This window comes from Variimorphobacter sp. HTMS_6 (assembly GCF_059717775.1).
Map to the genome: position 1 here is coordinate 2,250,451 of NZ_AP046094.1, position 15,922 is coordinate 2,266,372.

The window sequence follows — 15,922 nt, forward strand, 5'->3', positions numbered from 1 at the left end:
ATATTAAATTTTGACCGATAGCTATCTACCCGGGTCAACTATAGCTTAATTCATTTATATCACATAAAACTTAGGATGTCTGCCCTTTGTTGACTCCGAACACAAAGAAGGGCGTGCCGTATGTGCTTGACACGCCCCAATCATTATTTTATTATACTTTCACTTCGTTATGTGAATGTTTTTTAAAGATGTACAACTTACTAAATACATAATTCAAAATAATGACGAGTACTGCTAGGGATGCTTTTACTGCAAGATTGTGAAAATGTAGCTTCTTGACAAAGTAAAACATACCAATCTGCTCCACGCCTAATGTTACTAACCTGGCGGCAAAGAATTTGATGATACTAATAGCTTCATCTAATATTCCTGAACTCTTTGCTAGAAATACGCCAAGCTTATTCACCACATAAGCGAAGGAAACCGCGATAACCCAGGCCCATACATTGGCCGTAAGAAAATGCATACCCATCTTACATAATCCAATATAACTGATAAAATTTACGGCAGTTGTCAATCCTCCTGCAATTATATAAGTTATCGTCTCTCGGTTTACCAGCTTTTTATATAGCTTACCGATTAGTCCTTTTGAGGAATTTATCTTCATATCTGCCTCCAATTTTAGTAACAGTAGAAATATGCTTTATCTATTTTAGCACACTAATCCAAATCAAACAATCCTCTTCTTACTAAAATAAAGTCAAGCTTCGATGACAATGTTCTAGGCACACCCGTTCCATACGTTAGTGTTGCATGTAAACTAAGCTTTGTAGCAAAGTTTGTGCTAGATAGCATCTTATTATTCTGAAGATCTGATAACGGGATATCAATATAATATTCTGTACCACTATTCACGATATCTCCCAAGGAATTTGTACTAACAACAGATCCATTGCTGACTCGATGGGCTTTGATATCATTAATCCTACTCTCAACTTGTTCCCCATTTACTGTGTTTACTGCATAATAGCTCATCGTAATCGTCTTATTCAAAAGAACATTATTATCATAAACACGAAACTTTATTCTCTGAAACTCTGCATTATCATTCCCTTTTTGTACATCCTTACCAACAGCACTAGCCGTATTATAGATATCATAATCTACATAAACATAATTCACATTATTGCTGTCTTTTGAAATATTTTTATTTGTTATCTCTATCTCAATTTGTTTTGCAGAAGCATTATAAGCAGCAATCATCGTATTCACGAATAATTTTGCCTCAACCTCTGAGATGGATTTATCATGACCCATACCAGAGTAAGTGATGTTTCCAAGGTTATAGATATAATAATTATTGCGAGTATCATTTGATGCAGTACTATAATACTTATTAGCAGTGCTATTATTCAAACAATACCATACCACTATATTCTTATTATCCAAATCTAATTGATAATATTGGGAATGAGTGGGAGCCGGAGTAAAGCTGTCCGGTATTTCATAAGGATATTTTGTTAACTGTCCGTCATTTGTTTTTGTTACTACATCTGCAATTTGCCAACTCTGCCCTGGTGTTGCATTTTTATTACTAGCATATTGGACGATACCGCTATCCGCATATCGATCCAAGGCTCCGGTCGAATATCCCTGAATATAACCGGAATAGTCATCTCTGGTTGATGCATAATCCTTATTTGCATCCTTTCTGTTATCTGCTGTTTTATATTCACTTGTTGCTCCAAAGCGATCCATACCAAGAATATCTCTAAAATATTGATTAATATAATATCCTCTAAGATCTGATGAGGCAGGATTATTTACATAAGAAGTCGTATCATGTGTAAATAGTACCGTTCCTCCCTGGTTAATAAACTCCTTAATGTTGCTTAAAATATATGGATCTTTAATATCGTTATACATATCTGCAAAACCAACCACAATCATATCAAAGTCATACACACCATCTTTGTCATCATCAAATCCGTCAATACCGCCGGATGATAATACATCGTCATCGTCATCATCAGATAGGATATATGGAATCGTCTTCTTTGTTGCATTTAGGTCAGTTAAGAAAGAAGAAATTGTTACCATCTTAATACTGATATCAAAATTATTAAGTGCAGAGATATATTTTTTAACGGTAGCATTATTCAAATCTAATCCATCCGAAGATGATGATTTTATTTCCAAAATATTCAAATGTGTTTTCGCGTTCGGCTTAATTGCACTATAATTAATAACCGAATCTCTGACTTCTCCATCCGGATAATTATTCGATGTAATTTCCAGCTTCCAAGGTACAATACCGGTATAGCTTACCTCCATATTACGTGTTAACGTATAATTCACACCCGGTTTTAACGAATCAAATTCCTCATCTTTGCCTTGATCATTTTTAATACTCAGATTCGCGATATTTTCTTTGGAGGAGTCATATCGACCATCTGCATTCACGTCGATATACAACTTAGCCGTATAGGTTGCTGTGGAATCATCGGTATCTTTGATATAGAAATTGTATTTTAACGTCCGATAATCCATATTATTACCATTAATATAGATCTGGGAATCCGGTAGGTTTTCGTTCCCTGTCTTTGTTTTATCCTTATAAACCATCGGATAGCAATTCAAGGGATTAAGCGTATTCTGCTTATTACCAAAAACAATCTTACAGGTAATCTGATTTAATATATTTTCTAATGCATTCGTATTAATTCCATCTGCATAGAATACCTTCGAATTTGAGACCCTTCCCAAATCCGCCAAATCGTAAATAAATGAATTCGGATCAATCTTGGCAGTGTTAATGGAAGATTTACTGTTGGAGTTATAAAAACCATTATCCAGAATAATTGGATTACCGGCTGTCATAAAGCTTCTTAGTTCATTTAGCTTTCGCTTCGTAATATCATTACCTGATTGACGATAAACATCAATAGGATCATTCTTACCCGGCAACCCTCTGAATTTATCATTTGCCATCTTAATTGTATCACCATTATGGCTATATATTCTACCATCCATATTAGGATCATTATATACTGTAGCGCCATTCGAAAGTCTCATAGATCCTGTTCTTAACCCGAAAAGCACCAAGTCATATGTAGTATTCAAATCCTCGATCTTACCAATGAACTCGCTTGAAGTCATCGTTGTAACATTTATTGTGCCACCAAAGTTCGGGAAGAACTTCTTAAAGTACTGATTTGCATAAGCACCTCCGTCCCAGACGAAATCTTTACTAGGCTCTACCTCAAGAATACGAATTGTTGTTTTCGTATAAACCGATGTTTCATTATTTACAAGGAAACGAATTGCCATCGATGGGGAGATTGATCCGGAGGACATATTATAATAATCAAATGCATTTTGACGATAACTATTATAACCTATAATCGGTTTTACAAAATCCTGCGTTAAGCTCTTGTCACCATTGTAAGAATAGTAATTATGTCTTACTGAATCATTCGATGCTCCAGCATCTACAATAACCCTATAATTATCAATTCCAATCGTTGTCCATAAACTATTGTCGAAGGAACCGCTTGGTTTTGTGAATAGATTATATGGAAGGAATGTATTAATCCCCCATAGTGCGGCACTTTTCGGAGTTTTAATATCATATACAGTACTACTGGTATAAGTGCTATCTTGATCGATATAATAACCGGTTGTTAAATTCACACTACCATTCATTACCATGGTGGTACCATTTTTCACACGAACAGATTTAACTAATCCTGTTTTTATATATTCATTATAAAATTTTGCTGGCTCCATTTGTTGCATTATCATATAAAGCTTAGTAATATTAGTCAGATATCCTTTCGAACTCATCTCTGAGGACGGAACTGTCTCTCCTTTTAGATATTTCTTCGTCGGAGTAATTGATCCAGTATAACTGTTATCTTCCGTAAATACGGTAACATCAAAGATAATCGGAGCAATACGGTCATCCACAGAAGCTTTTCTTAAAATCTCTTGGGTTGTTTCCCAGGTTAAATCATTATTTTGAAAACCACTAGGCCTAGGACTCTTTTTTAATGAACTATTATATATTTCCCATCGATCAACATAACCCGTATCATGGGTTTTCGGTGATATGCTTATTAAATCAGCTCGATCAATTAGTCCGAAATTACATTGCAGATTTAAATTCTGAGGAGTAATTGTGATGACTAATATTTTATAATTATCAATCTTGTCCGCGTCTGTTAATTCCAAGACATTCTTTTTAAAATATTCATTGTTTGTATAGGTATAACTGTCACGGCGATATTTTGTTACTGCTTTCGTGTATTTATAATAGGTTTCTCCAGCCTGATAATTTTCAGGTTGAGTACTATTCGGATCCCATGAATTTTTAGCAAATACCCAGACATAATCTCCTTTTTCCTTTTTGTAAGAAGTTGCAGTCTTTCCGTCGGCAGATAGAGTTATTGTAAAATCTCCTGTTCCGGCACTAACTTTTTTGAAAAATCCATATTGGTTTGTAGCAGATATATACCAGTTGCCAAACCCATTTTTAGGATCAGGGGTAGCACTACCGATATCAATGGTATACTCTTCAATTTGTTTTGTTTTAATTAAATTCGTATAATCAACATTACCATAATTCTGATTATAAGCCAACTTATCCATCGGAATAGGTTCACAACCGCCGATTGTATAGCCAATTTCTGCATACCCTTCATAGGGAACGATCTCTAGAATAATAAACGGATTGGAATCAGTTCCCTTCGCTCCCTCACCGGAAGGCAAATCGATTTGCTTATCCGATCCTAATATGGCTGCTGCCGAAGCATGCGGCTCACTTTTAGAGGCAGACTGAAAACAAAGGTTCCATATAACCAATGATGCTATAGAAATTATAACAACCCCAACCCCGATTATAATTTTCTTCATATCAAATCCCTCATTTCTATCAATTAAATCAACAGTTCGACCCGTATATCTGATTAATCTTAGAACCTTATATTTCTATCTCAACCCCAGAATACTTTTATTCCGGTTCATGCATTTTATTACGAAGTGCTATGGTATGTGTAGAAGAATAACTAGCCGTATCATTCACCATTTTAATCTTGAGCTGAACTTCATTCTCGGTTTGGTTCTGTGTCAATAAAAACTCTGATACATAAGAAGACATAATATTATCTTTTTTAATGTAATCGTCTGCGGCAAGTGAGCTAATCTGCGATTTTATAAAACCATCTTTGATATAAATACTGTGAGCGCTTTTTTCAAAAAAGATAACATTAATATCCATGCCTGAATATATTACATATGCCGTAATATCCGGCGAAAGTGTTTTCTGCTCCAGCCAATAGCCTTCAATAATGATATCATCAAGTTGATTTGTAACAGTTTGTGAGATCATCTGAAGCTTAATCTCCTTTGAAGCAAATTTATAATTTTTAGATCCAACAGAGATAAACATTCCTACCATGGAGATCACAATTACTGATATCAACATTGCTACCATTAGCTCTACCAAGGTTAATCCTTTATTATTCTGCTTTAAACTCTGCTTAAATGATGGTGAATGATTCCATGTCCGTATGACAGGAGCATTTACCATATTTTTTGCTGTTCCCATCAACAACATCTCCTCTTTGCATTGCAATTTATATTATTTTGTCTAATCTAGCAATCCATTTCAACTTCAAATCATTCAACATAATGATTCCCGGTCATTGTAATCATATTTATCGTGCTCTTCTTGGCTCCACTATTTACCACAATCTGTTTACAAAGACTTGAAAACGCACCGGATGCTGGGTTAAAGTTAATTAACAATACCGGGTTGCTCACACCGATTGTAAGAGGATCTGTTCCATCTGATTTATTGGAATATGTAATAGAGATATCTTTATCCCCAAGCTTCTTCTCATATATATTTGTCTTTACAACGCTTGTCCAGTTACTCTGCGTAAGTTGAACCGTAGATGTAACAAGGTACATCATATAAGCTTGATCATGTGTATCCCACTCTATGGCAAGATAACCGTATGGGTAAGCCTTACTTATCGTTTCAGCTTGGAGTTTGCTTAAAGATGAATCAATTCTCTCAGTTACCTTATCTACATTAGCATGTGATAAATACTTTAGAGACATTGTAGCTCCACCCGCAAGTACAGCAATTATTGTAATAACCACGATGAGCTCAATTAACGTAACGCCTCTGTTATCTCTCATGCCTACTTCCTCCGGTCAGGTTAATTTTTTCTCCAATTTTCATAAGATATTAATTGTGCTATGTTTAGTGAACCCCAATCTTCTTGTGTATTATCTGATTTATTAAGATCTATAAAATAATCATATAGATCCGGATTCGCATCTAATATCATATTGATCAGGTTTGGGTTACATGTTACATCTGCACCCGATAACATATTTACCTTCCCACCTGCAATGATTAATCCGGTAAAGTCATACTTAACATCAACATCTCCGGTAGCAATGATTATTCCTTGCTTTCCCATGTCGTTCAAAGAATAATTTCCATTTACAATTGTGACGCTGTATTGTGTTATTCCGTCCGGCAGCGTACCGTTTGGAATATTCTTCAAGGTACCATTATCTGAGTCTTTCTTTACCTTCTTTACATTTACAACATTTTCAAATACTGATTTCGAACTAATAACATTCTTTTGTAAGGTATGTGATAAATTATTATACTGTGTACCATATGTATTGTCATATTCAATATTACTGCCCTTAACTACCTTCGCATCATCATTATAGGTAATCAGGTTTCCCGCCGAGATATAAGTTCCAGGAACCGAATTAATGATAATCTTTCTAATCGGGAAATTATTATATATTTTATCCGGATAACATATATTAAAATTCTTAAAATATGTAGTTGCCAGCCTGTCCGATTTAAACTTAAGGTAATAATATACTACATTGGCATCATTACCAAACTTATAAAACACACAGGTAACCGGATCATTCAAATCTACATAATAGGATAGTTTGCTCTCTTCTCCACTGATTGCTTCATTGTTAAATATAATATCATCAGATGTTATCTGATACATAGGTGTACCATTATTATAATAAGTGGTATACTCACTCCAACTAACCGGATTATGTCCGACAGCTATCAAATTAGATGGCACCATATACGCGGTTTGACTGCCTTTTACCGATAAGGATTCACCAGTTTGTACATCCTGGTTCGCGCCAGCTGACGCGCCCACGGCATCATCAGGATCATAAGAAACATATCCGTTATTAAAGCTGATATAAGCTCTTCCTGCCAAAGAAAGCTTTGTGAGCAAATCCAATTTTAGATTTGCATTCGCCATATTAACGGTAATCGCACTGTTCGTATTGGCGGCAGTACCACGGCTATATCCATAGTATTCTCCCGATAAAGTTATATTGCTATTATATGCATCAACAACTAAATCATCTTGAACAAAGGTTTTCCCTGTTATATTTAATTCCGTATAAATATTAGGCTGATCCATCTTGCTTGTTTGGGAAGTCACCAGGTTCTTAGCCCATATTTCATAGGCGGAGGAACTGATATTTAACCTGGCTTTATCTTTAATCGTGATATCTCCGGCTGAAATTACAGTACCATTTTGAATTGATAACGTATTTGTTTCATTACTTACATTAATACCGTCTGCTCCTGCATAAACACCGCCGGTGATCACATGGGAACTCGTTGTTGCCCATAAGCCTTGATTTGCTATCACTGAATAATTTATGTATGGTTTGCTATCTACCGCTAATAATGGTGATATCAAAGAGGAAGATGGCATTGCAATCTTAATATCTGAAGATACTGATGTTACAAACCCTTTATTATAATTGATTACCTTTATGCCGGTTATCGTGATACTTTTCCCATCCGTAACTACAAAACCTAACTTACCATTCGGTTTGGTCGATATCACTTTAGCACCATTTCCGGTTACATCATTAAATTTCATTTCCTTCAGATATACCTGATTGAATCTGTTACAAAGCACTTCGCTAAAATCATCCACTCCCAACTTATCCTTCATCCCCTCCACAAAAGTGTTTTGGAATAAAGCTTCTCTTGTTGAATCATCGGTCGAGGAGAATTTACCAAGCGCTGTTTCATAGGCTGTAGCAATTGAGGAAGCCACGTCTTCTGTCAGGCTAACCTTTACCTCATTCAACGCTTGTTCCGCTGAATAAAAAGTTTGTTTGGATTGTCGACTAATCTTTTTCATCTCCACATTGGTAAGAGCAGCTGAAATCACTATCGTCCCTAAGGTTGCGATAAAGACAAAACTAATAATAACAAATATTAATGACGCACCTTTATTATTTAACCGAACACGTTCCGATTGCTTCATAATTAATTCTCCTTCGCGGACTGAAAGGTTACATATGCTTTATCAAGGACTTGGGATGCTAGGGTTCCCTCAGGATAAACTGCTACGCTTATATCATAAATTCGGTGATTTTTATTCTGTAGGGTATAAAGATTTTTATTGGAAGCGGCAACACTGTTAATCAAAGTCCCCTGATAATTCGTAAATATTGTTGACACTCCACTGTTTGTATCATTCGTTGACACATTTATATTGGTCGCTAAATTACTTTTTTGATTCACTAGATAAAAATTAATCTTTGTACCATTGTTGTTAATCTTAATTACATCATTTCCGGTAAACATAGAAGGAGTGTAAAAGAAATAAACATTTCCGTCTAATGTTGCTCCCTCCGGTATCAAAGTAGATCCATTAAACACGCTGGTAGAATCTGTGTAAGTTTTCTCCAGTGATCCGCTGCCTATCTTAGCACTATAACTCACGTTACACTTCACGTTCAATGATGAGGTTAAGTTATCCTTAAGTACATTCAACGTAATTACTTTATTTGTTGCATACTTAATATCATCACTTAAGGAAGATGCAGGATCCACCGGAGTTGGAAGACCACCTAAAAATCCTAGGTACTGTGATATAAAATTCGTATATGCGATCGAATCATAATCATTCTTTAGGTCAACGATTGTAACTTTATTTGCATCTAATTTCATCAAATTCGGCATCTCGTAATTATTCATTGTTTTATCATATTTTGTATCACTGTATATCGAAGTATCTAATTTAACCATAACATCAAAAGACGTTCCACGATCTTTCACATTCTGAATTGCTAAATAATAAGAAGTTCGATTCGGAGTAGACAGATATGCAGGAGTCGCCGGTTTGAATTTGGAATCACTAATCATGTATTCCGAATAGCTATTATTTTGTAAATTATAATAACCATTTACCCCATCATTCAGATTACTGCTGATAATCTTAAAGTCCGTTCCATGGAATTGATTAATTGTATCTTCTAGTGTCATGGTTTCCAGTGATTCTAATATATTCTGCGCAAGCGTGGAAGCTTTCTGGTCCTTGCTTGTCTTCGCATTCACTTTGGTAACGGTGGCAAAAGTGTTCATTGCAGTGACAAACAATATTGCAAGAATTACGATACTTACCAACACTTCTACCAAAGAAAATCCTTTGTTATTCTGCAATTTCACTTTTACACCTCCTATCATTTCTTATGTCTATAACGAAATCTCTTCCTGTTCATCGTGGCCTGTTCCATATTGGACATTATATTCGTTTATTCTTGATTATCACTTTGCTTCTTCGAGGGAACCTCTATTGTTCCGAATACATTCTTTGATCCTATGCTAAGACTATTGATTTCGGGTGCCTTATACTTTACACCCTCTCCTACCACATGATACATATTAATTGCCATGGTTCCGGATATATTACCCGTTTCTGTATCATATGACAATGAAACATCTCCGACATTGCATTTTTCAGGATAGTTACTTATATAATTCAAGCATTTTTTATAGCTTTCATATGTAGAGCGGAAGGTTAGGTTCATCGTCACTTTATAACCTTTAAGATTTTTTAACGCTTCCAGCTTCTTAGTATCCACTTTAATCTGAGTTGTATCAGTTTGATTATCTCCGGTCGCTTTTGATAATTCATCACCCGCTGCCTTTACATTTGGATCGTTCGGTTGCTGATCCACTGAATTTGTTCCGTTAAAGAGATAAACCAGGTCTGTAAATGCTACCGAATTAACCTCAATTGCTGTATTATCCACAAGATTTTTTACAAACATAACACTTTTCTCATCCGTTGCTCCGTTCCCGTAGGATGCAAGCTTTTGATTATATTGCTGTTGTAAATCATCATTTTCTTTCTCTATCTTTTCCTTGTCATTGATCTTCTTCTGAAGATCATCATGTCTAACCTCTAATTTGTCTATCTCGGCGTTTATTGTGTCCGCTTTTTTCATATTATTGCTATAAACAAAGTAATAGCTTACCCAAAGAAATGCCAGAGATAGTACGATCAATAATAGTTTAATATCTTTTTTGGAAATCTTAATATTCTTCATACTATTTCGCCTCCTCTGCAATATCTTTCGGTATCGAATAATCTGCGGTTACAGAAAAGCTTAATTTAGGTATTCCGACATTATCCTTATCCTCCGCAACACCGGCTGTTCTTACCTTCTCAAGTAGATTTATAGTCTTTAATTGAGTTAATGTCATAGCACAGGTTTGCATTGAATCTACCGTAAAATTAATGGTAACCTCCGAACCGGTGACCGTAATGGAATGAACCGTTGCCTCAGTTGGAAGCTTCTCCTCCAATTCATTAATCAGCGGGAGTAGCTGCTCATCACTGTTATAAGATAGGATTTTAAGTGTATCAAAACCGGTGATTCTATCCTTTAAATCCAGGTTTTTCGAATATATCCCATTTATACTGCTCATTTTATTAATTTCTGATGTTAGTCTCACTTGTTCGTGACGTGCCGAAAATAATTGCTGTGCAGAAACTAACCAAAGAACAATTGATGTCAATGCCACGAGCGAACTGATTGTTATAACGGCAACCATATCATTCTTCCTAGTTACTTTCTCCATATACTTCTTAGCAACCATTCCAATTGGTGATATACTTGCACCGCTGACTGCTATAAAATCATACTTTGTAAAATCATTCGCCGCCTTTTCATTCGCAAAGGTAACACCTTGAAAGGACAGAACTGTTTTCGCTTCTATACCGACTTCATTCCCAAATAATCTCTCCAAACCAAGAATCTGTGCACCCTGACCGGTTAAAACAATCGATCTGATTCTGTCATCCTTTTTCTTGGTACCATAATAGTCCACTACTCGTACCACATTACTAATTAAATAGCGTAAGGATTCGGTAATCTCTACAGAAGGTTCCAACGATACCTCCTCGCCATCTTCATTCGGATTATAGTAAATCTCTCTCTCAGAAAAATTACTGTTTATATAGGGTTTTTCTTTCAAAGCTACGAAAGCATCTTCCGGTTTAATATTTAATTGTTTGTTTTCACTCATTGCAGTAAGAATCGAATCATATCCATAAGGAATTACTCTTTGCAATTCGAGTACATCTTTTTTAATTACATTGACCATCGTACTTTGCTCGTTAATCTGAACAAACATACTTGTGTCATTCGTTGCCTCATGTTGATAAATTTGGAAAACACTATTACCGACATAATCAATGGACGCTACCTTCAACTTCAGGATTTCAGCCAATCGATAATATGCCATTAATAAATTACTATGTACTGCCAAAACCAAAAGTCTATAATTCTTAAGTTCCTTTGTATTTATCTTCTCCATTATAATATAGGAGAGGGTGTATTCCTTCACATCAATCGGAAAATAATCCGTTGCATTTGCTTCTATTACATCCTTAATCTTGTTTTCTTTTACAAAGGGAATAATCACTTCACGATTTACAATTTTGGATGAGGATATCGTAAATACCGCTTGAGTAAGTCGAATTCCTTCCTTCCTGATTGCCGCACTGATAGAAGAAGCTACCGCTTCAACATCCTTGATATACCCGTCCTCCACAGCATCCACTGGTGTATTAATTACTATAGTCTGAAAGATTTTCGGATTCTTCTGATTTAAATTTACGACACAAATTTTAGTAATCTTTGCCCCAATCTCAAAGTTTAACACTTTTGTACCCATAAAGCCTCCATTCTGCACCTTGGCAGCTCTCATATCTAAATTGTATTATTGTAGGTTATAGCGTATTGTAATTATTCCATACATTTATATAAATGCACGTAGATACCAATTGATTAGTTGGTCTCCATAAAGCATCGCAATTAGGATACCTGCTGATAAATAAGGTCCCATTGCCAGCACTCGATCTGCGTGACTTATTTTCATTCTCGTTATGTGTATGATCGAACCGATTAAACATCCAAGGAATAAAGCTAGCAATATATTCTTCCATCCAAGAATTGCTCCCGCAACTGCCATTAGTTTAATATCTCCACCGCCTATGGCATTACCATGGGTTAATAAAAAAATAAGATATAATAACCCACTAACACAAAAAAAGCCAATAAAGTATAGTCCCCAATTGCGGTAATCTAGTCCAACCCTTATCAGCCCTGCCACTAACAGAAATAAATTTATTTTTTCCGGTATTTCATATGTTCTAAAATCGATTACACTTAGTGCAACTAGTGCGGATGCAACAAAGCAGAATAATACGCTCGTCAAATGATAGTTGAATGATCTTTCTGCTACTCCCGGCAACCCTCTTGTAAGAAATATAAAAACATAAATGATTCCGTTGAAAAACTCAATCAGTGGATACTGAATACTGATTGATTCACCACAATTTCGGCATTTTCCTTTTAATAAAATATAACTAAATACCGGAATCAAATCCCGGCTTCTTAAATTTGCGCCACATCCCATGCAATGAGACCTGTTTTGTACAACGCTTTCCCCGCGAGGTATTCTATAAATACATACATTAAGAAAGCTTCCTATGAGAATACCGTATATTAATATGATAGCAGAAATTATTATGCTTACCGTCATAGGGTTCTCACTTTCTGAGTTTATTCGTAGTAAAATGCTAGGTATAAAGATAATTATTCTCTACAGGAGCTAAGCTCCTGTAGAGAATAATTGATTCATATATTAGTTACTTGAAACTGCTTTGAGCGTACCGATTTGGACTGTTATTTTACCGCCTGCATTCGTTATCTTCAAGCCGGCAGCATCTTTACCCTTAGCGGATTGACATTTGCCTGTAATACCAGCATCATCTTGCATGTCGGTAGCTAATAATTCTTTTATAGCAGTCGCTAATGTAGCGTTATCCGTTGTAATTCCTGCCAATGTCTTATTTGAGAAATCCGCTACAGTAGCTTCTGATGAAGCAACTGCTGTATGTACTGCTGTAAGTACAGTCTGCTCAACCTGAATATCCCTAGACTCTCTGGCCTTCTCCACATACTTAATGACCTGAGGTGCTAATGCGCCAATCAAGACTGCCATAATCGCCATAACTACGATTAATTCAACTAACGTAAAACCTTTGTTATTCTTCTTTTTGTTCATAAAATATCCCCTTTTCTTATAGAAATTTTTAATTTCTTGTTATATTAGTAATTGCTCTCCACAATTAATAATTTCATTTATTTACGTGTTCTCTACAGAACTGTATATCGATAGCATTGGCTGGAAGATTGCACCAAGTATTACACTAACGATTAATGCCAATACAATAATCATTAATGGTTCCATAACAGCGACTAAACTTGCTGTTGCTGTCTCAACTTCTTCCTCATAGTACTCCGCCGCTTTGACAAGCATTTTCTCCAGATTACCGGTTTCTTCCCCAATCTCTGTCATATTGTATAACAGTGGTGGAAACACACCTGACTTCTCAAGAGGTTGTGACAGAGGGATACCCCTCTCAATCTCAGCCTTCGCATCCGTTAAGGCCTTTTGAATTACTACATTCTTAATTCCTCTTGTAGTAATAGCTACTGCATTCGGTAAAGTAATACCGGATGAGATCAAGGAACTCATTGTTCTACTAAAATTACCACAAGCAGATTTTACTGTAAGTGCACCAAACAGAGGTATTTTCAATGCTATTGCTGAGAATATTTTACTTCCCTGTTCGGAGTGAGCAAAAATTCTTATTAAAACTACAGCCAAAACAACAACAAATAATAATATGTACCAATAATGTACAAAAAAATTGCTTACATTTACAACTCCGACAGTAAGCGGTGGGAGCTTTGTTCCCATATCGCTGAACATACTAATAAAATTCGGTATAACGACCATCATCATGATTACGATAACACCAATTGCAACTGCACAGACAAATGCCGGATAAATCATTGCCTTAGCAACTACACTCTTTAATTTAGCGCTTTTTTCAAAATATGTAGACATTCTGTTAAAACAGGTTTCTAAGCTACCGGATGCTTCTGCTGCTTCCACCATACTGATAAGTATTGGCGGGAATACATCCTCCCTTGACTGCATCGCATGTGCTAAGGTATCACCTTTTTCTATCGATATCTTAACTTCAATAATTGCCTTTGCCAGTTTTTTATTCGTTGTCTGCTCACCCAACATGTCCAATGCTCGAATGATTGGAATACCTGCGGAGATGATACTATAAAATTGTCTGCAGAACACCGCAATGTCTTTCGTCTTTATTCTGGGACTAAATCCAAAACTGATATCTTTATTTAACAGATTTTCTTCCACCACCTTAAGTGGTAGCTTTCCCTCCGCCTTTAATGAAAGTACAGCACTTTCCTTGGAGGTAGCTTCGACGGATCCCTTAATCTGTTTTCCTTTATCATTAACAGCAGTATATTGATAATTGGCCATTGACTAATCCTCATCTTCTTTGTAAATCTATAGTAGGAGCAAAACATATTGCGCTTTTATAATATACATCAATTACCATTATTTGTCAATAAATGGTTTATATATATATATTATTCCATTTACCTTATATATCCTACTATATTCCTATTGACTTGTCAACTTAAATGATTTTCCGTTCCAAATATGCACTATCTGTCGCATAAGATAACGCTTTTTCCGAGCTTATAATCCCTTTTAGGAAAAGCTCTAATATGGAATCATCCATCATCTGCATTCCCATCTTCTTATTAATCTGAATAATTGAATTAATCTGGTGTGTTTTTTGTTCTCTGATTAAATTACGAATCGCTGGCGTAACATGCATCACCTCAAAAGCAGCCACCCTACTCTTACCATCGAAGGTAGGTATTAATTGCTGTGAGATTACACACTCTAGTACTGAGGCTAACTGAATTCGAATCTGTGGTTGTTGATGAGGTGAAAATACATCTATAATACGATCAATTGTATTCGCTGCTCCGGTGGTATGGAGGGTTGAGAAAACCAAATGTCCAGTCTCTGCTGCTGTAATTGCAATTGATATGGTATCAAGATCGCGCATCTCACCTACAAGGATGACATCCGGGTCTTCACGCATAGCCGAACGAATTGCAGCCGAGAAGCTTTGGGAATCCAAACCGATTTCTCTTTGGTTTACGATTGCTTTCTTATGTGAATAAAGGTACTCAATCGGATCTTCCAATGTGATTACATGGGAATTATAATTTGCATTTATAATATCAATTAGGGATGCCAATGTAGTTGATTTACCACTTCCGGTCGGCCCAGTTACTAAAACCAATCCTTTTTTCTTTTTGGTCAACTCTACAACGGAAGAAGGGAGGGACAATTCTTGTGGTTTTGGTATGTTGGTTGCTACCAAACGAATAACCGCTGCATAAGAACCTCTCTGGCGGAACACATTTACACGATAACGTCCCACTCCGGGAATAGAATAAGATAAATCCACCTCACCTTTTTCAATAAATACATCTTTCGTGTATTCTTGCATAATCGGTGTAATCAATTCTTCGGTATCTGCCGGTTTCAATAGTTCCTCAGATAGTGGTACCAAGCCGCCATTCACACGGCAAGTCGGTGCAACACCTACCGTGATGTGCAAATCGGAAGCTCCAAGCGATTTTGCTTGCATTAAATAATCATTGATATGCATCTTATGTCTCTCCTTCTATT

12 protein-coding genes are annotated in these 15,922 nt (G+C 36.0%); all 12 read right to left on the reverse strand.

Annotation, left to right across the window (positions count from 1 at the left end; all coding sequences use genetic code 11):
• Positions 1–151: 151 nt before the first annotated feature.
• Complete coding sequence (locus tag AC6IWN_RS10130; protein ID WP_497987293.1) at positions 152–607, reverse strand: GtrA family protein; 456 nt, start codon at positions 605–607, stop codon at positions 152–154.
• A gap of 53 nt (positions 608–660) precedes the next feature.
• Positions 661–4,854 (reverse strand): DUF5057 domain-containing protein, encoded by a 4,194-nt coding sequence (locus tag AC6IWN_RS10135; protein ID WP_497987294.1) that lies wholly within the window; start codon positions 4,852–4,854, stop codon positions 661–663.
• Between the two features lie 97 nt (positions 4,855–4,951).
• On the reverse strand, positions 4,952–5,548 hold the full coding sequence (locus AC6IWN_RS10140) for a PilW family protein (protein WP_497987295.1): 597 nt from the start codon (positions 5,546–5,548) through the stop codon (positions 4,952–4,954).
• 71 nt (positions 5,549–5,619) lie between these two features.
• Positions 5,620–6,147 carry a pilus assembly FimT family protein gene (locus AC6IWN_RS10145; protein ID WP_497987296.1) on the reverse strand — a complete coding sequence of 176 codons (528 nt, stop codon included), beginning with the start codon at positions 6,145–6,147 and terminating at the stop codon, positions 5,620–5,622.
• A gap of 20 nt (positions 6,148–6,167) precedes the next feature.
• Positions 6,168–8,294 carry a hypothetical protein gene (locus tag AC6IWN_RS10150; RefSeq protein ID WP_497987297.1) on the reverse strand — a complete coding sequence of 709 codons (2,127 nt, stop codon included), beginning with the start codon at positions 8,292–8,294 and terminating at the stop codon, positions 6,168–6,170.
• A 2-nt stretch (positions 8,295–8,296) separates the two neighbouring features.
• Entirely contained in the window at positions 8,297–9,481 is a 1,185-nt protein-coding gene (locus AC6IWN_RS10155; RefSeq protein ID WP_497987298.1) for a type IV pilus modification PilV family protein, read from the reverse strand.
• Between the two features lie 86 nt (positions 9,482–9,567).
• Positions 9,568–10,365, reverse strand: a complete 798-nt coding sequence (locus tag AC6IWN_RS10160) for a hypothetical protein (RefSeq protein WP_497987299.1) — start codon at positions 10,363–10,365, stop codon at positions 9,568–9,570.
• Between the two features lies 1 nt (position 10,366).
• Positions 10,367–11,998 carry a pilus assembly protein PilM gene (gene pilM, locus AC6IWN_RS10165; RefSeq protein ID WP_497987300.1) on the reverse strand — a complete coding sequence of 544 codons (1,632 nt, stop codon included), beginning with the start codon at positions 11,996–11,998 and terminating at the stop codon, positions 10,367–10,369.
• A gap of 84 nt (positions 11,999–12,082) precedes the next feature.
• A complete protein-coding gene (locus AC6IWN_RS10170; RefSeq protein WP_497987301.1) occupies positions 12,083–12,868 on the reverse strand; it encodes a prepilin peptidase in 786 nt (261 codons plus the stop codon).
• 102 nt (positions 12,869–12,970) lie between these two features.
• The gene (locus AC6IWN_RS10175; RefSeq protein WP_497987302.1) at positions 12,971–13,393 is read right to left on the reverse strand and encodes a type II secretion system protein; all 423 of its coding nucleotides are present in this window, start codon (positions 13,391–13,393) and stop codon (positions 12,971–12,973) included.
• A gap of 81 nt (positions 13,394–13,474) precedes the next feature.
• Entirely contained in the window at positions 13,475–14,689 is a 1,215-nt protein-coding gene (locus tag AC6IWN_RS10180) for a type II secretion system F family protein (RefSeq protein ID WP_497987303.1), read from the reverse strand.
• Positions 14,690–14,849: 160 nt separating this feature from the next.
• Positions 14,850–15,902, reverse strand: coding sequence for a type IV pilus twitching motility protein PilT (locus tag AC6IWN_RS10185; RefSeq protein ID WP_497987304.1), 1,053 nt, complete (start codon positions 15,900–15,902; stop codon positions 14,850–14,852).
• Between the last annotated feature and the right edge of the window lie 20 nt (positions 15,903–15,922).

Coding starts and splice junctions, on each gene's coding strand:
- AC6IWN_RS10130 (WP_497987293.1), bottom strand. CDS start 607: ATGAAGATAAATTCCTCAAAAGGACTAATCGGTAAGCTATATAAAAAG.
- AC6IWN_RS10135 (WP_497987294.1), bottom strand. CDS start 4,854: ATGAAGAAAATTATAATCGGGGTTGGGGTTGTTATAATTTCTATAGCA.
- AC6IWN_RS10140 (WP_497987295.1), bottom strand. CDS start 5,548: ATGGGAACAGCAAAAAATATGGTAAATGCTCCTGTCATACGGACATGG.
- AC6IWN_RS10145 (WP_497987296.1), bottom strand. CDS start 6,147: ATGAGAGATAACAGAGGCGTTACGTTAATTGAGCTCATCGTGGTTATT.
- AC6IWN_RS10150 (WP_497987297.1), bottom strand. CDS start 8,294: ATGAAGCAATCGGAACGTGTTCGGTTAAATAATAAAGGTGCGTCATTA.
- AC6IWN_RS10160 (WP_497987299.1), bottom strand. CDS start 10,365: ATGAAGAATATTAAGATTTCCAAAAAAGATATTAAACTATTATTGATC.
- pilM (WP_497987300.1), bottom strand. CDS start 11,998: ATGGGTACAAAAGTGTTAAACTTTGAGATTGGGGCAAAGATTACTAAA.
- AC6IWN_RS10170 (WP_497987301.1), bottom strand. CDS start 12,868: ATGACGGTAAGCATAATAATTTCTGCTATCATATTAATATACGGTATT.
- AC6IWN_RS10175 (WP_497987302.1), bottom strand. CDS start 13,393: ATGAACAAAAAGAAGAATAACAAAGGTTTTACGTTAGTTGAATTAATC.
- AC6IWN_RS10180 (WP_497987303.1), bottom strand. CDS start 14,689: ATGGCCAATTATCAATATACTGCTGTTAATGATAAAGGAAAACAGATT.
- AC6IWN_RS10185 (WP_497987304.1), bottom strand. CDS start 15,902: ATGCATATCAATGATTATTTAATGCAAGCAAAATCGCTTGGAGCTTCC.